Origin of the sequence: Streptosporangium becharense (assembly GCF_014204985.1) — a bacterium.
Taxonomy (GTDB): domain Bacteria; phylum Actinomycetota; class Actinomycetes; order Streptosporangiales; family Streptosporangiaceae; genus Streptosporangium; species Streptosporangium becharense.
Genome location: NZ_JACHMP010000001.1, coordinates 1,192,104 through 1,215,677 on the forward strand (window position 1 = coordinate 1,192,104; position 23,574 = coordinate 1,215,677).

The 23,574-nt window shown below is 67.9% G+C and carries 15 protein-coding genes and 3 rRNA genes; 3 read left to right on the forward strand and 15 right to left on the reverse strand.

Annotation, left to right across the window (positions count from 1 at the left end):
- Positions 1-223 precede the first annotated feature (223 nt).
- On the forward strand, positions 224-1,612 hold the full coding sequence (locus F4562_RS05210; protein WP_311734279.1) for a DUF1015 family protein: 1,389 nt from the start codon (positions 224-226) through the stop codon (positions 1,610-1,612).
- 348 nt (positions 1,613-1,960) lie between these two features.
- Here the strand turns inward: F4562_RS05210 and F4562_RS05215 are convergent, their stop codons facing one another.
- The gene (locus F4562_RS05215; protein ID WP_184548123.1) at positions 1,961-2,464 is read right to left on the reverse strand and encodes a single-stranded DNA-binding protein; all 504 of its coding nucleotides are present in this window, start codon (positions 2,462-2,464) and stop codon (positions 1,961-1,963) included.
- Between the two features lie 110 nt (positions 2,465-2,574).
- Here F4562_RS05215 and F4562_RS05220 point away from each other — a divergent pair, with 110 nt between their 5' ends.
- Positions 2,575-3,501, forward strand: a complete 927-nt coding sequence (locus tag F4562_RS05220; RefSeq protein ID WP_184548121.1) for an MBL fold metallo-hydrolase — start codon at positions 2,575-2,577, stop codon at positions 3,499-3,501.
- Positions 3,502-3,585: 84 nt separating this feature from the next.
- Here the strand turns inward: F4562_RS05220 and F4562_RS05225 are convergent, their stop codons facing one another.
- Positions 3,586-4,650, reverse strand: a complete 1,065-nt coding sequence (locus F4562_RS05225) for a hypothetical protein (RefSeq protein ID WP_311734278.1) — start codon at positions 4,648-4,650, stop codon at positions 3,586-3,588.
- Between F4562_RS05225 and F4562_RS36215 the strand changes: the two genes are divergently transcribed.
- Positions 4,597-6,165, forward strand: coding sequence for a hypothetical protein (locus F4562_RS36215; RefSeq protein WP_312872078.1), 1,569 nt, complete (start codon positions 4,597-4,599; stop codon positions 6,163-6,165). The genes F4562_RS05225 and F4562_RS36215 overlap by 54 nt on opposite strands.
- 589 nt (positions 6,166-6,754) lie before the next feature.
- Here the strand turns inward: F4562_RS36215 and rrf are convergent.
- From rrf to argC, 13 genes are all read right to left on the reverse strand, one after another.
- Positions 6,755-6,871, reverse strand: a 5S ribosomal RNA gene (gene rrf, locus F4562_RS05230).
- Positions 6,872-6,948: 77 nt separating this feature from the next.
- A 23S ribosomal RNA gene (locus F4562_RS05235) occupies positions 6,949-10,079 on the reverse strand.
- Positions 10,080-10,488: 409 nt separating this feature from the next.
- Positions 10,489-12,012, reverse strand: a 16S ribosomal RNA gene (locus F4562_RS05240).
- Together the 16S, 23S and 5S rRNA genes form the textbook arrangement of a ribosomal RNA operon.
- 787 nt (positions 12,013-12,799) lie before the next feature.
- Entirely contained in the window at positions 12,800-14,071 is a 1,272-nt protein-coding gene (gene tyrS, locus F4562_RS05245; protein WP_184547720.1) for a tyrosine--tRNA ligase, read from the reverse strand.
- Positions 14,072-14,200: 129 nt separating this feature from the next.
- A complete protein-coding gene (locus tag F4562_RS05250; protein WP_246473354.1) occupies positions 14,201-14,935 on the reverse strand; it encodes a DNA-3-methyladenine glycosylase in 735 nt (244 codons plus the stop codon).
- On the reverse strand, positions 14,935-16,353 hold the full coding sequence (gene argH / locus F4562_RS05255) for an argininosuccinate lyase (protein WP_311734269.1): 1,419 nt from the start codon (positions 16,351-16,353) through the stop codon (positions 14,935-14,937). Before argH ends, F4562_RS05250 begins: the two co-directional genes overlap by 1 nt.
- A 39-nt stretch (positions 16,354-16,392) precedes the next feature.
- Complete coding sequence (locus F4562_RS05260; protein WP_184547722.1) at positions 16,393-17,592, reverse strand: argininosuccinate synthase; 1,200 nt, start codon at positions 17,590-17,592, stop codon at positions 16,393-16,395.
- A 36-nt stretch (positions 17,593-17,628) separates the two neighbouring features.
- Complete coding sequence (locus F4562_RS05265; RefSeq protein WP_184547724.1) at positions 17,629-18,168, reverse strand: arginine repressor; 540 nt, start codon at positions 18,166-18,168, stop codon at positions 17,629-17,631.
- Positions 18,165-19,133 carry an ornithine carbamoyltransferase gene (argF, locus tag F4562_RS05270; protein ID WP_184547726.1) on the reverse strand — a complete coding sequence of 323 codons (969 nt, stop codon included), beginning with the start codon at positions 19,131-19,133 and terminating at the stop codon, positions 18,165-18,167. The genes F4562_RS05265 and argF overlap by 4 nt, the downstream gene beginning before the upstream one ends.
- Positions 19,123-20,274, reverse strand: coding sequence for an acetylornithine transaminase (locus F4562_RS05275; RefSeq protein ID WP_184547900.1), 1,152 nt, complete (start codon positions 20,272-20,274; stop codon positions 19,123-19,125). The genes argF and F4562_RS05275 overlap by 11 nt, the downstream gene beginning before the upstream one ends.
- A gap of 56 nt (positions 20,275-20,330) precedes the next feature.
- Complete coding sequence (gene argB / locus F4562_RS05280; protein ID WP_184547728.1) at positions 20,331-21,299, reverse strand: acetylglutamate kinase; 969 nt, start codon at positions 21,297-21,299, stop codon at positions 20,331-20,333.
- Entirely contained in the window at positions 21,296-22,450 is a 1,155-nt protein-coding gene (gene argJ / locus F4562_RS05285) for a bifunctional glutamate N-acetyltransferase/amino-acid acetyltransferase ArgJ (RefSeq protein WP_184547730.1), read from the reverse strand. Before argJ ends, argB begins: the two co-directional genes overlap by 4 nt.
- Positions 22,447-23,469 carry an N-acetyl-gamma-glutamyl-phosphate reductase gene (argC, locus tag F4562_RS05290; protein WP_184547732.1) on the reverse strand — a complete coding sequence of 341 codons (1,023 nt, stop codon included), beginning with the start codon at positions 23,467-23,469 and terminating at the stop codon, positions 22,447-22,449. The genes argJ and argC overlap by 4 nt, the downstream gene beginning before the upstream one ends.
- Between the last annotated feature and the right edge of the window lie 105 nt (positions 23,470-23,574).

Consider the following 23,574-nt stretch of genomic DNA (forward strand, 5'->3'; position numbering starts at 1 on the left):
CATCCCCGACCGGACCGCCCGCCTCAGGGCCGGGGGAATCAGACGGGCCGCCACGTCCTTGGATCATTATGTGAGGCCTCCTTCATCGACAGACGACAGATCTGACCGATTCCCTGACAAACCGGGGGCAGCTGCAGCCTCGAAGCGACTCCCGGACGTTTCAGGCCTTTATCGGGATATGCCCTTTGCCACAGATCCTGAACTGCCGGTACCGGACGGGCTGGTGCTACGCCCGTTTCGCGGTGTGCGGTTCACGATCGACGATCTGGCCGCGGTCACCTCCCCGCCGTACGACCTCATCGACGAAGCCGGAGTGCGGCGTCTGCTGGACGCTCATCCCAACAACGTGGTGCGCCTGATCCTTCCCGGCGCCGACCGCCACCGATACGCCGAGGCACGGGAAACACTCCGGCGGTGGCTCTCCGACGGGATGCTGTCCGCCGACGGGACACCCGCGGTCTACGTATACGAACAGTCGGGACCGGGGGTGCTGCAGCGCGGCCTCATCGGCGACGTCGGCCTGGCCGCCCCGGAGCTCGGCATCATCCTGCCGCACGAGGACGTGATGCCCGGTCCGGTCGCCGACCGGCTGGCCCTGATGCGCACCACCGAGGCCAACCTGGAGCCCATTTTCCTGCTCTACGACGGAGCGGACGGCACCGCCACCCGCCTGGTCGACGAGGTGGCCAGCTCCCGGCCTCCGCTGGCGGAGGCAACGACCCGCGACGGGTTGAGGCACCGCCTGTGGGCCATCGTCGACGTCGGCGAGCTCGATGCCATCGCCACCGATCTTCGCCCCCGGCAGGCCCTCATCGCCGACGGACACCACCGCTACGCCACCTACCTCGCGTTGCAGAGGGAGCACCATGCCGGAGCCGGGGGCAGGGACGGTGCCGGAAGCAGGGCCGGGGACAGGGACGGGGATGGAGCAGGAGGCGCAGCCAGGGTTGAGGACGGGAGCGAGGCAGGAGGCGCAGCCAAGGCCGGGGACGGGAGTGCCCAGAGCGCCAGAAGGACCCCCTCCGAGCCGGGGCCGTGGGACTTCGGCCTCGCCCTCCTGGTCGACTCCCGCAGCTATCCCCCCGACCTCAAGGCGATCCACCGGGTCATTCCCGATCTTTCGCTCGACGAGGCCCTGGACAGGGCCAAGGACTCATGGCGGGTGCACGAGCACGCGGATCTCACCGCCGGACTGACCGCGCTGGAGGGAACCGACGGACCGGCCTACCTGCTGTCGGCCGGAGGCCGCACCTACCTGCTCACGGATCCCGATCCGGTTCGGCTGGAGCAGGCCATGCCATCCGGCCGTTCGGCCGGATGGCGGGCGTTGAACACCTCCGTACTCGCGGAGTTCCTCCTGCCCAAGGTCTGGGGGATGGCCGACGACGAGCGGATGGTGCGCATCGTGCACCACGATCCGGAAGCCGCCGTTCGGCTTGCCCGGCAGACCGACGGCATCGCGGTGCTGCTGCGTCCGCTAGCGGTCGATGACGTGCTCGCGGTCGCCGCGCAGGGGGAGCGGGTGCCCCGCAAGTCCACCTCCTTCGGCCCCAAGCCGTTGACCGGGATGGTCCTGCGCGTCCTCACGTGGGAGCACGACATCCGGCCCTGAACAGCAGGCCCCCACAGCGGACTGCGGGCGCGTGAGCGGATCTCCAGACGGGTGTCGATCGCCTTTCTCCCTCGGAACGCGTCGATCGCCCTTCTGCCCCGGACATGCCTGCCGCCTCGGATAGCCGTGCCTGCTTCGGGCGGACTCCCTGCCCCCGGGGCGGGGACGGCTGCCCGGGGGGTGGCGACGGAAACAGACACCAGATTCCGGCACCGGGACCGGGACCGGGACCGGGACGCCACCCCACCACACAGGACCGACCGTCAGCCACCCGCAGGACCGCCGCCCCTCGCCAGGACGATCACCCCGCCACGCAGGACCGTCACCCTCCCCGCCAGGACGCTTACCTCACGCCAGGACACGACCGGCCTGCGCCGGTCGACGATCGCCCTGATCCGCGCCTCGGCTTCCTGGTCGCCCGATGGTCTGATCACCGTCGGTCCGAGGTATGGCGCCCGCCGGACGGATGAGCGACCGTATCGGCCGTGGTGCGACGGATGCGGGAGCCGTGGCCTCGTTGTCGCGCAGGACCGTGGTGACCCGGCGTTCGAGCCGCCTCGCCGAGCACACCTCGACCTCGTACCCCGACGACTTGGCACCCTCGCTCCCCCACCACCGGCGGCGCAATGCCCCCGCCACCTCGACGATGTCATCGGGCAGCCAGTCGGCCACGATCCCGGTGACCTCGGGGTCGAACGACACGCACGGGATGGTGTCGACCCGCGCCCCGCGACCGCGATGCCGTCTGCGGACGATCAAACGCCAGGTGCCGAGGGTGTTCCCACTCTGCAACGACCTGATGTTGGCCGTCTCGGGCAGACGACCTACCAAAATGACCTCGTTGCGATCCATCGGATCCTCCTTCGATCTCTGCTGACCGAGGACGACTCTCTACGATGTGAGCTGTGCCCGAACGGCCGAACGGCGTTCTGGGGATACCGGTTCCAGCTCGGAGGTGGCCTGTGGACAACATCACCGACCTCGGCGGAGGCGTCTATGAGATCGACACGAGAATGGCCGGATACTCCGGCATCACCGCGGGATACCTGATCCTCGGCGACCGCCCCTGCCTGGTGGAGACCGGCACGTCCACCTCCGCACCGGTGGTCCGTGACGCCCTGACCTCCCTGGGCGTCGGTCCCGGCGATCTCGCCACGGTCGTCGTCACGCACATTCACCTCGATCACGCCGGAGGCGTCGGCGACATCGCCGGTTTCTACCCCCAGGCGGAGATCGTGGTGCACGAGAAGGGCGCCCGGCACCTCGCCGACCCCTCACGGTTGATGGCCAGCGCGCGGATGGTCTGGGGCGACAAACTGGATACCTTGTTCGGTGAACTCTCTCCCACCGACGCCTCACGCATCCGTGCGCTCGGCGACACCGGCACCGTCGACCTCGGCAACGGCCGCACACTGAGCAGCCACTACTCCCCCGGGCACGCCAAGCACCACGTGGGGCTGATCGACTCCGGGACCGGCGACCTCTACGTCGGAGACGCGGCAGGGGTATACCTGCCGCAGACAGGTGACCTGCGCCCCGCCACCCCGCCACCGGACTTCGACCTGCAGACCGCGCTGAACTCGATCGCGCTGTTTGAGGCGCTGGGGCCGCAACGGCTGCTCTTCAGCCACTACGGCCCTGTCACGGACGTCGGAGAGACACTGGGACGCTCCGCCGAGGAACTCCGTGTCTGGGTCGACCTGACCCGGCAGGCCCGCTCCGAGGGCATGGACCTCGACCATGCGGTCGCCATGGTCAGGGACCGCACCCGCGAACGTTACGCGGCGCTGAAAGCGGACGAGGCGACCGCCGAGCAGTTCGAACTGCTGAGCGGCGCCCCGTCCAACGTGGCTGGAATCCTGCACTGGCTGGACCGGGTCCAGCCGTAGGCATCCGCACCACAGCTGTCTCACGCCCCCGCCTCGGGTGAACGGTTCCGGATGGGACATCCCGTTCCCCGGACGGGCGCGAGACTACTTCCTGTCGTTCTTCTCCTGGCCGCCGGAGTCGCCCTCGTCCGTGGCGTCGTCGAGGGCGTCACCGAAATCGGGCTCGATGAAGGCCGGAGCGACACCGACGTCGACTCGGCCGGACCTGTCAGACTCCTTCGACGCTTCCGTCACGGCGTCTTCCTCGACTTCCTCGACGCGCTCGGCCCCCGCGCTGTCCTCAGGACCACCCTGGGCGCCGTTCTCGTCGCCACCGATCGGACGCTCCTCCTCGTCGTCGAACTCGTCCTCGTCCTCGATCCGGGCGTCGAGGGTCGCGACATCGTCGATCTCCTCGTCCGAGTCATCCTCGTCGTCGGAGTCATCCTCATCCGCCTCGTCATCGAGGTCGTCGACGTCGTACGTCTCCGAGCCGACGCCGTCTCGGACACCTTCGCCGGAAAGCGCCTCGGCGGGGATCTCCTCCCCGTCCTCGTCCGTCTCGTCCGTGTAGTCCTCGTCCTCGTAGTCCTCTTCGAGATCCTCGATGACGGCACCGGTCAGCTCGGCATAGCGCTCGGCCGCGTCCGTCTCGCCGTCCTCGTCGAAGGCCACCGCCCGGCCGAACCAGTCGGTGGCGGCCGCCTCGTGACCCGCGTCGGCCAGTGCGTCGGCGTAGGCGAAGGCGAGACGCGCCGACCAGGGGTGCGGGTGGGTGTCGCGCAGCTCGGGAAGGCGCTGCAGGGTGATGACCGCGGCGTCCTTCTGACCGAGATCCCGGCGGGCCCCCGACTCCACGATGGCGAGTTCGATCCTGCCGGCGCGGTCAAGCCGCTCGGCCTCCTTGGATCGGGCCAGGTCGAGCGCGCGCTCAGGACGGCCGAGTCCGCGCTCGCAGTCCGCCATGACGGGCAGGAAGGCATCCGAGCCCGTCATGCGACGGGCCGCGCGCAGGTCACTGAGCGCCTCCGCGAAGTTCCCGGCCCGGTACGCGGCGATGCCGACGGCCTCACGGACCACACCGATCCTGGCGGCGAACCGGCGAGCGACCTTGGTGTGCTCGTACGCCCGTTCGGCGTCGTCCTCGGCCAGAGCCCGCTCGGCCGCCACAAGGTGACGGGAGATCAGGTCAGCGAGGTCGAGCGGGAGGGAACGCAGTTCCTCCCGGATCTCCTTGTCCAGTTCTTCCGCGGTGATGTCCGGAGCGAGTGCGGGGAGTTCCTCCCGCTGGACGCTCGGGCCCTCCTGCCGACCACCGTCACGGTCGTCGCGGCCATAGCGGGTACGGGAGCCCGGTCCTTCCCCACGGGGGGCACCGTCACGGTCCCCGAAGGGACGACCGCCACGGTCGTCCCGCTCGAACCGGGGACGGTCACCCCGGTAGCCGCCACCCGGGCGATCATCCCGGTTGAAGGAGGGACGGTCGTCACGGCCGAACGACCTGCGCTCACCGCCGCCAGGCCGGGGGCCGTACCGGCCCCGAACCTGATCACCGTACGTCCGACGCTCACCGCGATCGCCACGGTCGGTCGCCGCGGGACGGTCATCACGATCGGACGGGGGACGGCCGGCGCCACGATCGCGATCGAACCCCGGACGGTCACCCCGGTAACCACCACCCGGACGGTCGTCCCGGTTGAACCCCGGACGGTCACCCCGGTAACCACCACCCGGACGATCGTCCCGGTTGTACGACGGACGGTCACCCCGGTAACCACCGCCCGGACGGTCGTCCCGGTTGTACGACGGACGGTCGCCCCGGTCACGCGAACCATAGGAGCCGCCACGAGCCTGATCACGATCGCCATACCGCTGACCACCACGCGGACGATCATCACGATCGGACGGGGGACGGCCCGCGCCACGATCGCGATCGAACCCCGGACGGTCACCCCGGTAACCACCACCCGGACGGTCGTCCCGGTTGAACGACGGACGGTCGCCCCGGTCACGCGAACCATAGGAGCCGCCACGAGCCTGATCACGATCGCCATACCGCTGACCACCACGCGGACGATCATCACGATCGGACGGGGGACGGCCCGCGCCACGATCGCGATCGAACCCCGGACGGTCACCCCGGTAACCACCGCCCGGACGGTCGTCCCGGTTGAACGACGGACGGTCGCCCCGGTCACGCGAACCATAGGAGCCGCCACGAGCCTGATCACGATCGCCATACCGCTGACCACCACGCGGACGATCATCACGATCGGACGGGGGACGGCCCGCGCCACGATCGCGATCGAACCCCGGACGGTCACCCCGGTAACCACCACCCGGACGGTCGTCGCGGTTGTACGACGGACGGTCACCCCGGTAACCACCACCCGGACGGTCGTCCCGGTTGTACGACGGACGGTCACCCCGGTAACCACCACCCGGACGGTCGTCCCGGTTGTACGACGGACGGTCACCCCGGTAACCACCGCCCGGACGGTCGTCCCGGTTGAACGACGGACGGTCGCCCCGGTCACGCGAACCATAGGAGCCGCCACGAGCCTGATCACGATCGCCATACCGCTGACCACCACGCGGACGATCATCACGGTCGGACGGGGGACGGCCGGCGCCACGATCGCGGTCGAACCCCGGACGGTCACCCCGGTCCCTGGAACCGTATGACCCGCCCGGACGCCCCTCTCGGCGCTCACCGTAGCGGGGCCCGTCTCCGGGACGGCCCCTCTCAGTACCGCGATCGTTGCGATATCCTCCCTGACCGCCGGATCCGCGGTTCTCGCTCTCTTCGCGGCGGCCCGCGCCGTCACGCCCGTTATCACTGTTCACTTCTGGTCCATTCGTCTGCTCACTCTGCGAGCGCGTCCCGTCGTCTCGAACGGATGGGACGATTCGTTGTACGGGCGGTCTCCGGCCGCGGGATGCGCCCTGTTCGCTGTCGCTGCTCCGCACCCACCGTAGTCTGGCGCGAAGAAGGCCACCCTCTGGTGGGGTGGCCCGGCCCCTCCAGCCTAGCAAGCCCGGGAAAGTCCGCAGACCTGCTCTCCTCCGGCCCTCTACTTCAGCACCTCGGCCGTCAAGTGATCACATGGGCTGGACAGGCCACCGTGAGCGCCTTGTGGAGTCCTGCACATACCGGGGGAAGAGCGCTGAAGGCAGAAAAGGGCCTCACCTGGAGGTATTTCCACAGAAATAAAAAAGAGGGGGAGGGGCCCGTCCCCTCACGGGACGGACCCCTCCCCCTCACATAACGATTGTCCGGCGGCGACCTACTCTCCCACACCGTCCCCGGTGCAGTACCATCGGCGCTGAAGAGCTTAACTTCCGGGTTCGGAATGTAACCGGGTGTTTCCCCTTCGCCATAACCGCCGTAACCCTATGAAACACACAACCCACCGGTTGCTGCCTCAGAATTGCCTAGTGGACGCGAGCAACAAAAAAGACTGCTTCATGGTCAAGTCCTCGGCCTATTAGTACCGGTCAGCTCCACACATTACTGCGCTTCCACCTCCGGCCTATCAACCCGGTCATCTCCCGGGAGCCTTACCCCCTCACAGGGTGGGAGACCTCATCTCAAGGCGAGCTTCCCGCTTAGATGCTTTCAGCGGTTATCCCTTCCGAACGTAGCCAACCAGCCGTGCTCCTGGCGGAACAACTGGCACACCAGAGGTTCGTCCGTCCCGGTCCTCTCGTACTAGGGACAGCTCCTTTCAAGTCTCCTGCGCGCGCAGCGGATAGGGACCGAACTGTCTCGCGACGTTCTAAACCCAGCTCGCGTACCGCTTTAATGGGCGAACAGCCCAACCCTTGGGACCTACTCCAGCCCCAGGATGCGACGAGCCGACATCGAGGTGCCAAACCATCCCGTCGATATGGACTCTTGGGGAAGATCAGCCTGTTATCCCCGGGGTACCTTTTAGCCGTTGAGCGACGGCGCTTCCACATGCCACCGCCGGATCACTAGTCCCAGCTTTCGCTCCTGCTCGACCCGTCGGTCTCACAGTCAAGCTCCCTTGTGCACTTACACTCGACACCTGATTGCCAACCAGGCTGAGGGAACCTTTGGGCGCCTCCGTTACCCTTTAGGAGGCAACCGCCCCAGTTAAACTACCCACCAGACACTGTCCCTGATCCGGATCACGGACCGAGGTTAGACGTTCAAAACGACCAGAGTGGTATTTCACCAATGACTCCACCCGAACTAGCGTCCGAGCTTCACCGTCTCCCACCTATCCTACACAAGACGCTCCAAACGCCAATGTCAAGCTGTAGTGAAGGTCCCGGGGTCTTTCCGTCCTGCTGCGCGTAACGAGCATCTTTACTCGTAGTGCAATTTCACCGGGTCTGCGGTTGAGACAGCGGGGAAGTCGTTACGCCATTCGTGCAGGTCGGAACTTACCCGACAAGGAATTTCGCTACCTTAGGATGGTTATAGTTACCACCGCCGTTTACTGGCGCTTAAGTTCTCACCGTCGCCAGGCAAGCCTGGCTAAGCGGTCCCCTTAACGTTCCAGCACCGGGCAGGCGTCAGTCCGTATACATCGTCTTACGACTTCGCACGGACCTGTGTTTTTAGTAAACAGTCGCTTCCCCCTGGCCTCTGCGACCCCCACCAGCTCCGGACGCACGGTCCATCACCAGCGAAGGCCCCCCTTCTCCCGAAGTTACGGGGGCAATTTGCCGAGTTCCTTAACCACAGTTCACCCGATCGCCTTAGTATTCTCTACCTGACCACCTGAGTCGGTTTCGGGTACGGGCCGCCGCGACACTCACTAGAGGCTTTTCTAGGCAGCATAGGATCACCCACTTCGCCACAATCGGCTCGGCATCACATCTCAGGATACGCGGACCGCGGATTTGCCTACGGTCCTCCCTACATGCTTACCCCAGGAACAACCATCGCCTGGGCTGGGCTACCTTCCTGCGTCACCCCATCGTTTACCTACTACCAGATCAGGCCAGGCGTTCAGCCTCACCCCAGACCCGAAGGTCCGAAGGGCTTAAGGACCCTTAGTATCACTGGATTCAGTATGGGCGCATCACAGCGGGTACGGGAATATCAACCCGTTGTCCATCGACTACGCCTGTCGGCCTCGCCTTAGGTCCCGACTTACCCTGGGCGGATTAGCCTGCCCCAGGAACCCTTGGTCATCCGGCGCAGAAGTTTCTCACTTCTGATTCGCTACTCATGCCTGCATTCTCACTCGCACGGCCTCCACAACTGGGTCACCCCGCTGCTTCGCCGGCCGCACGACGCTCCCCTACCCATCCACGCACCCAGACAACCCGAAAGCTGCCAGGCTACACGCGTGAATGCCACGACTTCGGCGGTGTACTTGAGCCCCGCTACATTGTCGGCGCAGAATCACTTGACCAGTGAGCTATTACGCACTCTTTCAAGGGTGGCTGCTTCTAAGCCAACCTCCTGGTTGTCACTGCGACTCCACATCCTTTCCCACTTAGCACACGCTTAGGGGCCTTAGTCGGTGATCTGGGCTGTTTCCCTCTCGACTACGGAGCTTATCCCCCGCAGTCTCACTGCCACGCTCTCACTTACCGGCATTCGGAGTTTGGCTGACGTCAGTAACCTTGTCGGGCCCATCGGCCATCCAGTGCTCTACCTCCGGCAAGAAACACGCGACGCTGCACCTAAATGCATTTCGGGGAGAACCAGCTATCACGGAGTTTGATTGGCCTTTCACCCCTAAACACAGGTCATCCCCCAGGTTTTCAACCCTGGTGGGTTCGGTCCTCCACGCGGTCTTACCCGCGCTTCAACCTGCCCATGCCTAGATCACTCCGCTTCGGGTCTACAGCATGCGACTCAAACGCCCTCTTCAGACTCGCTTTCGCTACGGCTCCCCCACACGGGTTAACCTCGCCACACACCATAACTCGCAGGCTCATTCTTCAAAAGGCACGCAGTCACATCACAGCCCTCCGAAGAGGACTACGCTCCTACGGCTTGTAGGCACACGGTTTCAGGTACTCTTTCACGACCCCTCACCGGGGCACTTTTCACCTTTCCCTCACGGTACTCGTGCACTATCGGTCATCAGGGAGTATTTAGGCTTACCAGGTGGTCCTGGCAGATTCACACAGGATTTCTCGGGCCCCGTGCTACTTGGGATCCCCTCCAGAAGCCCCCACGATTTCGCCTACCCGGCTCTCACGGTCTACGGCAGCCCTTCCCAGAGCTTTCGACTATCACAGAGGTTTATCACTTCTCACAGTCCCGGCAGAGACCGTCGGAGAGTCCCACAACCCCGCACACGCAACGCCCGCCGGCTCTCACACGTGCACGGTTTAGCCTCTTCCGCTTTCGCTCACCACTACTCACGGAATCACTATTTGTTTTCTCTTCCTACGGGTACTGAGATGTTTCACTTCCCCGCGTTACCACCAACCGCCCTATACATTCAGGCGGAGGCAACACCACATGACTGGTGCTGGGTTTCCCCATTCGGACATCCCCGGATCACCGTCTGGTTGGCGACTCCCCGGGGCTTAACGCAGCCTCCCACGTCCTTCATCGGCTCCTGATGCCAAGGCATCCACCGTGTGCCCTAAAAAACTTGGCCACAAAGATGCTCGCGTCCACTATGCAAATCTCAAACAACAAACAGCCACCGCACCCACCCACCCCGACAACCCGAGACAAGCGATCCGGCCCTGTACACGAGGCCAAACGAACCAGGACCCACCCACCGCATCGCCATCACGACGACCGGCCGGCACGCCCCGAGAGTGTCCGTTCCCTCAGGACCCAACAGTGTGTCCAACCAGCCCGGCCCTCCGGCAGACCAGCGTTCCCTCTCCCCCGGAGACGAACCCCGGAAGCGGTACTAACGGCCCGGTGACCCCGGCCTGGTTGAATAGCCAGTGCTCCACTAATGAGCGCGCCGTGTGCAGGACACGCGCCTGCAGACACGACATGAACCCGCGCCCCCACCCCAAGAGGTGGAACCACGCGAGCCGACTGCTCCTTAGAAAGGAGGTGATCCAGCCGCACCTTCCGGTACGGCTACCTTGTTACGACTTCGTCCCAATCGCCAGCCCCACCTTCGACCGCTCCCCCCAGCAAGCTGGTTGGGCCACGGGCTTCGGGTGTTGCCGACTTTCGTGACGTGACGGGCGGTGTGTACAAGGCCCGGGAACGTATTCACCGCAGCGTTGCTGATCTGCGATTACTAGCGACTCCGACTTCATGGGGTCGAGTTGCAGACCCCAATCCGAACTGAGACCGGCTTTTAGGGATTCGCTCCGCCTCACGGCATCGCAACCCTCTGTACCGGCCATTGTAGCATGTTTGCAGCCCAAGACATAAGGGGCATGATGACTTGACGTCATCCCCACCTTCCTCCGAGTTGACCCCGGCAGTCTCCCATGAGTCCCCACCACCCCCGAAGGAGCGTGCTGGCAACATGGAACAAGGGTTGCGCTCGTTGCGGGACTTAACCCAACATCTCACGACACGAGCTGACGACAGCCATGCACCACCTGTCACCCAGTCCGAAGAGGGCTCTGTCTCCAGAGCTTTCCGGGCGATGTCAAGCCTTGGTAAGGTTCTTCGCGTTGCGTCGAATTAAGCAACATGCTCCGCCGCTTGTGCGGGCCCCCGTCAATTCCTTTGAGTTTTAGCCTTGCGGCCGTACTCCCCAGGCGGGGCGCTTAATGCGTTAGCTACGGCGCGGAAACCGTGGAAGGCCCCCACACCTAGCGCCCAACGTTTACGGCGTGGACTACCAGGGTATCTAATCCTGTTCGCTCCCCACGCTTTCGCTCCTCAGCGTCAGGTAAGGCCCAGAGAACCGCCTTCGCCACCGGTGTTCCTCCTGATATCTGCGCATTTCACCGCTACACCAGGAATTCCGTTCTCCCCTGCCTACCTCTAGCCAGCCCGTATCGAATGCAGACCTGGAGTTAAGCCCCAAGCTTTCACACCCGACGCGACAAGCCACCTACGAGCTCTTTACGCCCAATAATTCCGGACAACGCTTGCGCCCTACGTATTACCGCGGCTGCTGGCACGTAGTTAGCCGGCGCTTCTTCTGCAGGTACACGTCACCTTCGTCCCTGCTGAAAGAGGTTTACAACCCGAAGGCCGTCATCCCCCACGCGGCGTCGCTGCGTCAGGCTTCCGCCCATTGCGCAATATTCCCCACTGCTGCCTCCCGTAGGAGTCTGGGCCGTGTCTCAGTCCCAGTGTGGCCGGTCGCCCTCTCAGGCCGGCTACCCGTCGTCGCCTTGGTAGGCCGTTACCCCACCAACAAGCTGATAGGCCGCGAGTCCATCCCCAACCGAAACAACTTTCCACACGCATCCCATGCAGGAACGTGTCATATCCGGTATTAGACCCAGTTTCCCGGGCTTATCCCAGAGTCAGGGGCAGGTTACTCACGTGTTACTCACCCGTTCGCCGCTCGAGTACCCCGAAGGGCCTTTCCGCTCGACTTGCATGTGTTAAGCACGCCGCCAGCGTTCGTCCTGAGCCAGGATCAAACTCTCCAAACAATGTCTTCGAGTTCTCCCGGCTGAAAGCCCCCCGTCACCCCCCGGGACCGAAACGGCCCGGCGGACACGAGGGAACATCAACCAAAGGAATCCCATCCCCCCACCGGCCACAGACCGGCGAGTCGGACGGGGTTGTGCTTCATGCACTGGCTTTTAACACACTGTTGAGTTCTCAAGAAACGGACGCGTTCACCGGATGACCGACCCCTTTTTCACGGGGTCGAACGCCCGGGGCGTTCCATTTCGTATTTCAACCCTACGAGCTTTTCTAGTTTGTGTCAAACCGCCGAATTTCGGCTGTTCGGTCAAACCGGAAAGGCTTGAAGGGCTTTTCCGCTCCGGATTCGGAGCAACCCGTTGAACTTACCGCGTCATCTGGTTCATGGCGAATCAACCGGTTTTTCGGTGATCTACATGGGACCTGAACTCTGAGGTTCGTCCAGCAGGGGGCTCCCTGGGCCCGTCCGCCGATCAGGCGTCCGGCTCGCTCCGGGGCATTCAGAAGATTAAGCCGCCTCCGCGGCATCGTCAAATCAGCGCGGCCGGACGAAACCGCAGGTCAGCGGCAACTCTTGACAGCACCTGGGATGTTCTCTACCGGAACGTTACCCGGCCGCATGTCTGACGCCCCGACCGGAGCCGGGGCGTCAGACACGCACGATCATGGGGTTGAGCAGCCATGACGGGTCGCACCGCCCGCACGAAGAGGGTCGCGCCATGGAGGCCGCACCGCCCTCACGAAGAAGGTCGCACCATCGGGGTGACACCATCCTCGCGAAGAAGGGTGTCAGGCCCCGGTGACCTCGACGCCACCGATGGAACGCTTGCCCCGCCGCAGCACCATGAACCGACCGTGGATCAGATCCTCGGCCGACGGCACGTAGGCCTCGTCGCTCACCTTGACATTGTTGAGGTAGGCGCCGCCTTCCTTGACCGTGCGCCTGGCCTCGGACTTCGACTTGACCAGACCGCTGTCGGCGAGCAGGTCCACGAAAGACGCGCCGAGGGCGGGAACCTTCGCGCACGGAACCTCCGCGAGCGCCGATCCGAGGGTGCGGGCGTCGAGATCCTGCAGCGAGCCCTGGCCGAACAGGGCTCGCGAGGCGGCGACGACGCGCTCCAGCTCCTCGGCACCGTGGACGAGCGTGGTGACGTCCTCCGCGAGAGTCCGCTGCGCCTCCCGGGCCGCCGGCCGGTCGGCGACGGCCTTCTCCAGCTCGGCGATCTCGTCCCGCGTGCGGAAGGTGAACACCTTCAGGAAGCGGATCACATCACGGTCGTCGGCGTTGAGCCAGTACTGGTAGAACGCGTACGGCGAGGTGAGCGCCGGGTCGAGCCAGATGGCGCCGCCCGCGGTCTTGCCGAACTTGGTGCCGTCCGACTTGGTGATGAGCTTGCCCGTCAGAGCGTGGACGTGCGCACCCTCCACCCGGCGGATCAGGTCGACACCCGCGGTGATGTTGCCCCACTGGTCGCTGCCGCCGAGCTGGAGCGTGCAGCCGTGGCGGCGGTAGAGCTCCAGGTAGTCGTTGGCCTGAAGGATCTGGTAGCTGAACTCGGTGTAGCTCAGCCCGTCACCGCCCAGGCGGGCGGACACCGACTCCCGGGCCAGCATGCGGTTGACCGGGAAGTGCTTGCCGACGTCACGCAGGAAGTCGATGGCGGACATCTGCGCGGTCCAGTCGAGGTTGCTGACGAGTGTCGCGCCGGTCGGACCGCCGTCGAAGGAGAGGAACTTCTCCACCTGGACGCGGATGCGCGCGACCCACTCGGCGACGAGATCCGAGGAGTTGAGGGACCGCTCCGTGCTGCGGCCGCTCGGGTCTCCGATGAGGCCGGTGGCACCGCCGACAAGGCCGATCGGCCGGTGACCCGCCCGCTGGAACCGGGTGAGGATCAGCAGCGTGGCCAGGTTGCCGGCGTGCAGCGAAGGCGCGGTCGGGTCGAAGCCTCCATAAACCGTGATCGGTCCCTCGGCGAGTGCACGGCGCAGCGCGTCGGCATCGGTGGTCTGCGCGATGACGTCGCGCCATTCGAGCTCATCGAGGATGTCGGTCACGGCTCTTGACTTTCCAATGTTCGAAGGGACATATCCGTTCGTGTACACACTGCCTGATGGCGGCGCCACCGCGCCACTCGAAACCCGGGCGCCGCCTTCTCCCTCCTGGGGCGCCCCCCGGCAGGACCGTCACGGTGCCTGACGGCGGCGCGGGACGTGACGGCGGTGGGGCGAGACGGTCGGGTCGCCGTCGATCCAGAAGCGCCACGGCGTCTCCTGCGCCGAGGAGACCCCGGTGCGCGGCCCCGAGAGGATCGACGAGGTCTCGGCGGGCTCGCCCTCCAGCACCGAGAGCCGTCCCGGCACGCAGGCGTCGAGCCCGTTGTGCTCACGGGTGAAGCCCAGCGCCACCGCCAGGCGCGCGGGGCCGCGGGCGAGATCCCGCTCCGAGACGGTGCGGGCGGCACCGGCGGTCCGGCGGGCCAGGGCGACGCTGCTCCCGGCGATCACCTCTCCGGCGCGCAGCAGCACCCCGGATCCGATCTGTTCCGGCATGCACGTCAGGTTCGCGCAGAAGTGCATGCCGTAGGTGAAGTAGACGTACAGGTGACCCGGTGGCCCGAACATCACCGCGTTGCGGGGTGTCGGGCCGCGGTAGGTGTGCGAGGCCGCGTCCTGCCCCGGCAGGCCGTACGCCTCGACCTCGGTGAGGCGCACGGCGACCGGCCCGTGCACGAGCACCCGCCCCAGCAGGTCGGGGGCCACCTCGTGCGAGGGCCGGTCGAAGAAGTCACGCGGCAGCGCGGCGGACCCGGAGAGCCGGTGCCCGTCGCTCTCTCCGCCGGGCGAGGGCTCCCGCCCGGCCTGCTCTCCTCCGGCAAGCCGGGGCATCGGTCCGCGCGCGCCGGCTCCGTCAGCGGGCATCAGTTCCCGCTGGCCCAGGCGGCCTGGGTGTCGACGATCTCGCGCAGCGCGACGAGCTGGTCGCGGACCCGGTCGGGCGCCGTGCCGCCGTGCGCCTTGCGGGCGGCCAGGGCTCCGGGCACCGAGAGGACCTCACGGGAGTCGGGCGTGAAGTGCGGGGAGACCTTCGCCAGCTCCTCGTCGGTGAGCTCGTCGAACTCCTTCTCGTTGACCTGGCACCAGACCACCAGGTGCCCGACCGCCTCGTGCGCCTCGCGGAAGGGGACGCCGCGGCGGACCAGCAACTCGGCGAGGTCGGTGGCCAGCGCGAAACCGTCGGGGGCCGAAGCCTCCAGCTTGGTGGTGTTGACGCGCATGGTCGCGACCAGACCGGCCACGGCCGGCAGGACCAGCAGCAGGGTGTCGACGGAGTCGAACACCGGCTCCTTGTCCTCCTGGAGGTCGCGGTTGTAGGTCAGCGGCAGGCCCTTGAGCGTCGTCAGCAGCGACATGAGGTTGCCGATGAGACGGCCGCTCTTGCCGCGGGCGAGCTCGGCCACGTCCGGGTTCTTCTTCTGCGGCATGATCGACGAACCGGTGGAGTAGGCGTCGTCCATCTCGATCCAGCGGAACTCCTGCGAGGCCCACAGGACGATCTCCTCGCCCAGCCGCGACAGGTGGGTGCCGATCATCGCCGCGTCGAACAGGAACTCGGCGGCGAAGTCACGGTCGGCGACCGCGTCCATCGAGTTGGGTGCGGCCGAGTCGAAGCCGAGTTCCCGGGCGACCGCCTGTGGGTCGAGCGGCAGCGAGGACCCGGCCAGGGCGCCCGAGCCGAGCGGGGAGACGGCCGCCCGCCGGTCCCAGTCACGCAGCCGGTCGATGTCGCGTGCGAAGGCGTGCACGTGGGCCAGGAGCTGGTGGCCGAAGGAGACCGGCTGGGCGTGCTGCAGGTGGGTCATGCCGGGGGCGGCCGTCTCGGCGTGCTCCTCGGCCTGGCTCATCAGCGCGGTCTCCAGCTCGACCAGCCGGGACACGATGTGCCTGACGTGGTCGCGGAGGTAGAGCCGGAGGTCGGTGGCGATCTGGTCGTTGCGGCTGCGACCCGCCCTGAGCTTGCCGCCGAGTGTGCCGAGGCGCTCCAGCAGGCCGCGCTCCAGCGCGGTGTGGACGTCCTCGTCGGCGACGGTCGGCCGGAACTCGCCCGCCTTGCAGGCCCGTTCCAGGTCGTCCAGGGCCTCGAGCATCCGGGTCAGCTCGTCGTCGGTCAGCAGGTTCGCGCGGTTCAGCACCCGGGCGTGCGCGCGCGAGGCCAGCAGGTCGTACGGCACGAGCCGCCAGTCGAAGTGCACACTCACCGAGAGCCGGGTCAGAGCGTCGGCCGGACCTCCCTCGAACCGGCCGCCCCACAGCCGCATCGGCTTACCACCATCAGTCACCGTTGTCTCCTCCTCGTTCAATCCGCGACCCTAGCCCAATCAGGCCAGTCGGGCGTCCCGAGCAGCGGCGATCTTGGAGGGGAGGCTCCACAGCTCGACGAAACCCTTGGCCAGGGACTGGTCGAAGGTGTCGCCGGTGTCGTAGGTGGCGAGGTTGAAGTCGTACAGGGACGCCTCGGAGCGCCGGCCGGTGACCGTGGCCCGGCCGCCGTGCAGGGTCATCCGGATCTCGCCGGTGACCTGCTCCTGCGCCTCGGCGATGAAGGTGTCGAGGGCCCGCTTGAGCGGGGAGAACCACAGGCCGTCGTAGACCAGCTCACCCCAGCGCTGGTCCACCGACCGCTTGAAGCGGGCGAGGTCGCGCTCGACGGTGACGTTCTCCAGCTCCATGTGCGCGGTGATCAGGGTGATGGCGCCGGGGGCCTCGTAGACCTCGCGGGACTTGATGCCGACGAGCCGGTCCTCGACCATGTCGAGCCGGCCGACGCCCTGGGCGCCGGCACGCCGGTTGAGCTCCTCGATGATCTGGAACGGGGTGAGGTGCCGCCCGTCCAGCGCCACCGGGACGCCCTTGACGAAGCTGATGATGACCTCGTCGGCCTCCCGCGGCTGGGCCGGGTCGGCGGTGTAGGCGTAGACGTCCTCGATGGGGCCGTTCCAGATGTCCTCCAGGAAGCCGGTCTCGACGGCCCGGCCCCAGATGTTCTGGTCGATCGAGTAGGGGTTCTTCTTGTTGGTCTCGATCGGCAGGTGCTTCTCCTCGGCGTAGGCGATCGCCTTGTCCCGCGTCCACGCGTAGTCGCGGGCGGGGGCGATGACCTTGAGCTCGGGGAAGAGCGCGGCCAGGCCGGCCTCGAAGCGGACCTGGTCGTTGCCCTTGCCGGTGCAGCCGTGCGCGACGTGGGTGCCGCCGAACTCCTTGGCCGCGGCGGCCAGGTGCTTGACGATGAGCGGCCGGGAGAGGGCGGAGACCAGCGGGTAGCGGTCCATGTAGAGGGCGTTGGCCTGCAGGGCGGGCACGCAGAAGTCGGCGGCGAACTCCTCGCGGGCGTCCACGACGACGGACTCCACGGCGCCGCAGTCGATGGCCCGCTTGCGGATGACCTCCATGTCCTCACCGCCCTGGCCGACGTCGATGGCCACCGCGATGACCTCGGCGCCGGTCTTCTCGGCGAGGAAGGGAATGGCAACGGAGGTGTCGAGGCCGCCGGAGAAGGCGAGTACGACCCGGTCAGTCATGATTGGTATCTCCAGAGTCTTCGTTCGTCACAGGTGTCAGATGGTGCCAGGGTCGCCCGCCGGAGCGGGCTGAATACGTCGGTCGGCGTGGCGGAGCAGCGCCTCGGCGACCGAGGCGCCGCCCATCGGGTCGCGGCTGATGACGAGGATGGTGTCGTCTCCGGCGACCGTGCCGAGGATCGACTCCCAGTCGGCGTGGTCGATGGCCGAGGCGAGGAACTGCGCGGCTCCCGGCGGTGTGCGGACGATGACGAGGTTGGCGGACGCCTCGGCGGCGACGAGCAGTTCCTCGGCGATGCGCCTGAGCCTGGCGTCGGGGGACTCCCCGGAGCCCAGGCGGGTCAGCGGGATCCGGCCGCCGCCCTCGCCCGGCAGGGCGTAGACGAGCGAGCCGTCCTCGGCGCGGAGCTTGAGCGCACCCAGTTCGTCCAGGTCGCGGGAGAGGGTCGCCTGGGTGACCTCGACGCCGCTCTCCAGCAGGAGCTTGGCGAGCTCCGGCTGGGACCGCACGGGCTGGCGTTGCAGCAGGTCGGCGATCCGGGCCTGGCGGGCGACCTTGGTCATCGGGATCTTCATGCCGACTCCCCCGCGGCCCCGGAGGCCGAGACCAGCCAGTGCAGCAGCGCCTTCTGGGCGTGCAGCCGGTTCTCCGCCTGGTCCCAGACCAGGCTCCGCGGGCCGTCGAGGACCTCGGCGGAGATCTCCAGGTCGCGGTAGGCGGGCAGGCAGTGCAGGACGACCGCTCCGGGGGCGGCCAGGCTCATCAGCTCGGCGTTGACCTGGAAGGGCGTCAGGTCGGCGATCCGCTGCTCCTTGCCGTCCTGGCCCATCGAGACCCAGGTGTCGGTGGCGATCACGTCGGCTCCGGCTGCGGCCTCGGCCGCGTCGGACAGCACGGTGACCGACCCGCCGGTGCCCGCGGCGACCTCGGCCGCGCGCCGGAGGATCGCCGGGTCGGGGTGGTAACCGGCCGGGGCGGCGACCCGGACGTGCATGCCGGCGACGGCGCCGCCGAGCAGGTAGGAGTGGGCCATGTTGTTGGCGCCGTCGCCGAAGTAGGCCAGGGTGAGCCCGGCGGTCCGGCCGAAGTGCTCCCGGACTGTCTGCAGGTCGGCGAGGATCTGGCAGGGGTGGAACTCGTCGGTCAGCGCGTTGACCACGGGCACCGAGGAGACGGAGGCCATGGCCTCGATCCTCTCCTGTCCGGCGGTCCGCCACACGATGGCGCTCACCTGGCGCTCCAGGACCCGGGCGGTGTCCTCGATCGACTCGCCCCGGCCCATCTGGGACGCCCCGGCGTCGAGGATCAGCGGCAGACCGCCCAGCTCGCCGATGCCGGCGGCGAACGAGACGCGGGTCCGGGTGGACGGCTTGTCGAAGAGCACGGCGACGGTCTGCGGACCGGCGAAGGGACGGTAGCCGAAGCGGTCCTTCTTCATGGCCTCGGCCAGGTCGAGCACCCGGGCCTGCTCGGCGGGCGACAGGTCGTCGTCCTTGAGGAAGTGCCTGACGGGCACCCGGGGGGTGTGGTCACCGGACATCGGCGGCCTCGTCGAGGATCGCGGGGAGCGCGGCCACGAAGGACGCGATCTCCGATGAGGTGATCACCAGCGGGGGTGCGAGCCGTACCGCGTCGGGCTGCAGGGCGTTGACCAGGAACCCGGCCCGCTGCGCGGCGGCCTGGACCTGTGCGGCGCGCTCGGCGGTCAGCACCAGGGCCAGCCACAGGCCGCGTCCGCGGACGCCGGCGAGGAGCGGGTGGTCGATCGCGGTGATTCCGGCGGCGAGCTCGGCGCCGACGGTGCGGACGTGCTCCAGCAGGCCGTCGCCGTCGATCGTGTCCAGCACGGCGAGCGCGGCGGCGGCCGAGACGGGGTTGCCGCCGAAGGTGGAGCCGTGGTCACCCTTGGCGAAGACGGTGGCCGCGGCGCCGAAGCCGATGCAGGCGCCGATCGGCAGGCCGCCGCCCAGGCCCTTGGCCAGGGTGAGCACGTCGGGCACGACGCCCTCGTACTGGTGGGCGAACCAGTGGCCGGTGCGGCCGATCGCCGACTGGATCTCGTCGGCCACCAGCAGCGCGCCCGCGGCGTCGCAGATCTCCCTGGCGGCGGTGAAGTAGCCGTCCGGCGGGGGCACGACCCCGGCCTCGCCCTGGGTGGGCTCCAGGAAGACCGCGGCGCACTCCTCGGTGACCGCGTTCTTCAGCGCGTCGGCGTCGCCGTACGGGACGAACCGGACATCGACCGGGAACGGGCCGAACGGGTCGCGGATGGAGCGCTTGCCGGTCAGGGCGAGCGCGCCGAGGGTGCGGCCGTGGAAGGAGTTCTCCGCCGCCACGAAGTAGGTGCGGCCGCGTTCCTTGCCGTACTTGATGGCGAGTTTGAGCGCCGCCTCGTTCGCCTCTGTGCCGGAGTTGGTGAAGAGCACCTTGGCCGGGGCACGGAGCAGGCCGAGCAGCCGCTCGGCGAGCAGCACCTCGGGCTCGTGCAGGAACAGGTTGCTGGTGTGCGCGAGGGTGGCGACCTGCCGGGAGACGGCGCCGACCAGGGCGGGGTGGCCGTGGCCGAGCGAGCTGACCGCGATGCCGCCGATCATGTCGAGGTAGCGGCGGCCGTCGGCGTCCCAGACCCGTGAGCCCTCGCCGCGGGCCAGCGCCACCGGGGGCACCCCGTAGTTCGGCATGAGGGCGGTCTCGAAGCGCCTGGCGAGCGCCTCTCCGTTGGGACTGTCGTGCGGGCTCACTCGTCGTTCCCCTTCAGTTGCGCGGTGGCGGTCAGCCGCCGCGTGACCGGTTTCGGCACCGCCACCGCCCGGGGGGCGTCCGGCAGCACCATCGTCCCGACGCCCTCGTCGGTGAAGATCTCCAGCAGCACCGAGTGGGGCACCCTGCCGTCGAGCACGTGCGCCTGGGGCACGCCGCCGCGGACGGCGGTCAGGCAGGCCTCCATCTTGGGCACCATGCCGCTGGACAGGGTCGGCAGCAGTTTCTCCAGCTCGGTGGCGGAGAGCCGGTCGACGACCTCGTTCTCGCCGTCCCCGGCGCCGGGACGCCAGTCGCGGTACAGGCCCTCGACGTCGGTCAGGACGATCAGCTTGGACGCCTGGAGCGCCACGGCGAGCGCGGCGGCGGCGGTGTCGGCGTTGACGTTGTAGACGGTGCCGTCGTCGCTGCGGGCGACCGAGGAGATCACCGGGATGCGTCCGTCGTCCAGCAGTGCCCTGACCGCGCCCGCCTCGACGTTGACGATCTCGCCGACCTGGCCGATGTCCACGCTGACGCCGTCGACGACCGCGTGCTTGCGGACCGCGGTGAACAGGTGGGCGTCCTCGCCGGACATGCCGATCGCGAACGGCCCGTGCCGGTTGATCAGGCCCACCACGTCGCGGTTGACCTGGCCGACGAGGACCATCCTGACGACCTGCATGGCCTCGGGGGTGGTGACCCGGAGGCCGGCGGTGAAGGTGGACTCGATGCCGAGCCGGTCGAGCTGGGTGTTGATCTGCGGGCCGCCGCCGTGCACGACGACGGGCCGCAGGCCCGCGTAGCGCAGGAAGACGACGTCCTCGGCGAACTTCTCGCGCAGGTGCTCCTCGGTCATCGCGTTGCCGCCGTACTTGATGACGACGGTCGCGCCGTGGAACCCGGCGAGCCAGGGCAGCGCCTCGATCAGGGTCGCGGCCTTCTTCAGGGCCTCGGCACGCCTCATGACGAGTACGCCGAGTTCTCGTGGACGTACTCGGCGGTGAGGTCGGTGGTGTGGATCGTCGCGGAGTGCGGGCCGGCCGACAGGTCGATGGTGATCGTCACGTCGCGCGGGGCGAGGTCGACCTTGGAGCGGTCGTCGCCCGCGGCGCCGCCCCGGCAGATCCAGATGCCGTTGATGGCCACGTTGAGCCGGTCGGGCTCGAAGACGGCGTCGGTGGTGCCGACGGCCGACAGCACCCGGCCCCAGTTGGCGTCCTCGCCGTGGATGGCGCACTTGAGGAGGTTCGAACGGGAGACGGCGCGGCCGACGGTGACGGCGTCGTCCTCGGAGGCCGCGCCGACGACCTCGATGGCGATCGCCTTGGAGGCGCCTTCGGCGTCGAGCAGCAGCTGGCGGGCGAGGTCGGCGCAGACGGCGTGGACGACCTGCTCGAACTCGGCGAGGCCGGGGACGACGCCGGAGGCGCCGCTGGCCAGCAGCAGCACCGTGTCGTTGGTGGACATGCACCCGTCGGTGTCGAGCCGGTCGAAGGTGGCCCTCGTCGCCTTGCGAAGCGCCGCGTCGAGCGCTTCGGCGGGCAGGTCGGCGTCGGTGGTGATCACGCAGAGCATGGTGGCGAGGCCGGGGGCGAGCATGCCCGCCCCCTTGGCCATGCCGCCGACCATGTAGCCGCCGTCGCCCTTCCTGAAGGAGATCTTGGAGACGGTGTCGGTGGTGCGAATGGCGTCGGCGGCGGCCAGACCGCCGTCCCTGGCGAGCTGGGAGAGCGCGAGGTCGACCCCGTCGAGGAGCGCGTCCATCGGCAACCGCTCGCCGATCAGGCCGGTGGAGCAGACCGCGATCTCCCCGGCCGAGTCGTCCAGCGCCTCGGCGACCTTCTCCGCGGTGGCGTGGGTGTCCTGGAAGCCGAGCGGGCCGGTGCAGGCGTTGGCGCCGCCGGAGTTGAGGACGACCGCGTGGACCCGCCCGCCGGAGAGCACCTGCGCCGACCACAGGACCGGCGCGGCCTTGACACGGTTGGCGGTGAAGACACCGGCGGCGGCGCGGGAGGGGCCGTCGTTGACGATCAGGGCCAGGTCACGGGCGCCGCCGGACTTGATCCCGGCTGCGACGCCCGCGGCCCGGAAGCCGAGGGGGGCGGTCACGCTCATGGGGCGACTCCGTTGAGAGGAAGACCGAGCTCTTCTGGCAGGCCGAGGGCGAGGTTGGCGCTCTGGATCGCGCCTCCCGCCGTGCCCTTGGTCAGGTTGTCGATGGCGATGACGGCGACGACGCGTCCGGCGCGCTCGTCCAGGGTGATCTGGAGGGCGGCGGTGTTGGCGCCGAGGGTCATCGAGGTGGCGGGCCAGTGGCCCTCGGGCAGCAGCCGCAGGAACGGCTCGTCCTTGGTGGCGAGCTCGTACGCCTCGCGCAGGGCCCCGGAGGTGACGCCCGGCTTGGCGGGGGCGGTGCAGGTGGCGAGGATGCCGCGGCTCATCGGCGCGAGCACGGGCGTGAAAGAGACGGTGACCGGTTCACCCGCCAGCGGGGACAGGTTCTGCTCCATCTCGGGGGTGTGCCGGTGCACGCCGCCCACGCCGTACGCGCTGACGGAGCCCATCACCTCGCTGCCGAGCAGGTTGGGCTTGGGCGCCCGGCCCGCGCCGCTGGTGCCGCTGGCGGCGACCACGACGACGTCGGGCTCGACAAGGCCCGCGGCGAAGGCGGGGAACATCGCCAGGGTGACGGAGGTCGGATAGCAGCCGGGGACGGCGATCCTGCGGGCGGCGCGCAGTCTCTCGCGCTGGCCGGGCAGCTCCGGCAGGCCGTAGGGCCAGGTCCCGGCGTGGGCGCCGCCGTAGAAGTGCTCCCAGGCCGCGGGGTCGGCGAGCCGGAAGTCGGCGCCGCAGTCGACGACCAGGGTGTCGTCGCCGAGTTCCTCGGCGACGGCGGCGGACTGGCCGTGCGGGAGGGCGAGGAAGACGAGGTCGTGACCGCGCAGGTTGTCCGGGGTGGTCGCCAGCAGGGGCCGGTCGGCCAGCGGGGCCAGGTGGGGCTGGTGGGCGCCGAGCACGCTGCCGGCGTTCGAGCCCGCGGTCAGCGCGCCGATCTCGATGCCGGGGTGGGAGAGCAGCAGGCGCAGGAGCTCACCTCCGGCGTAGCCGCTGGCACCCGCGATCGCCGCTTTCATCCGCCCCCCGGTTTCTGCATAGTCATGCAATCTTGCTCATGGACTTACTGGAGAGATTATGCATTGCCTGGGATTTTCATGCAAGCCGGCTCTTCGCCGCTCGCC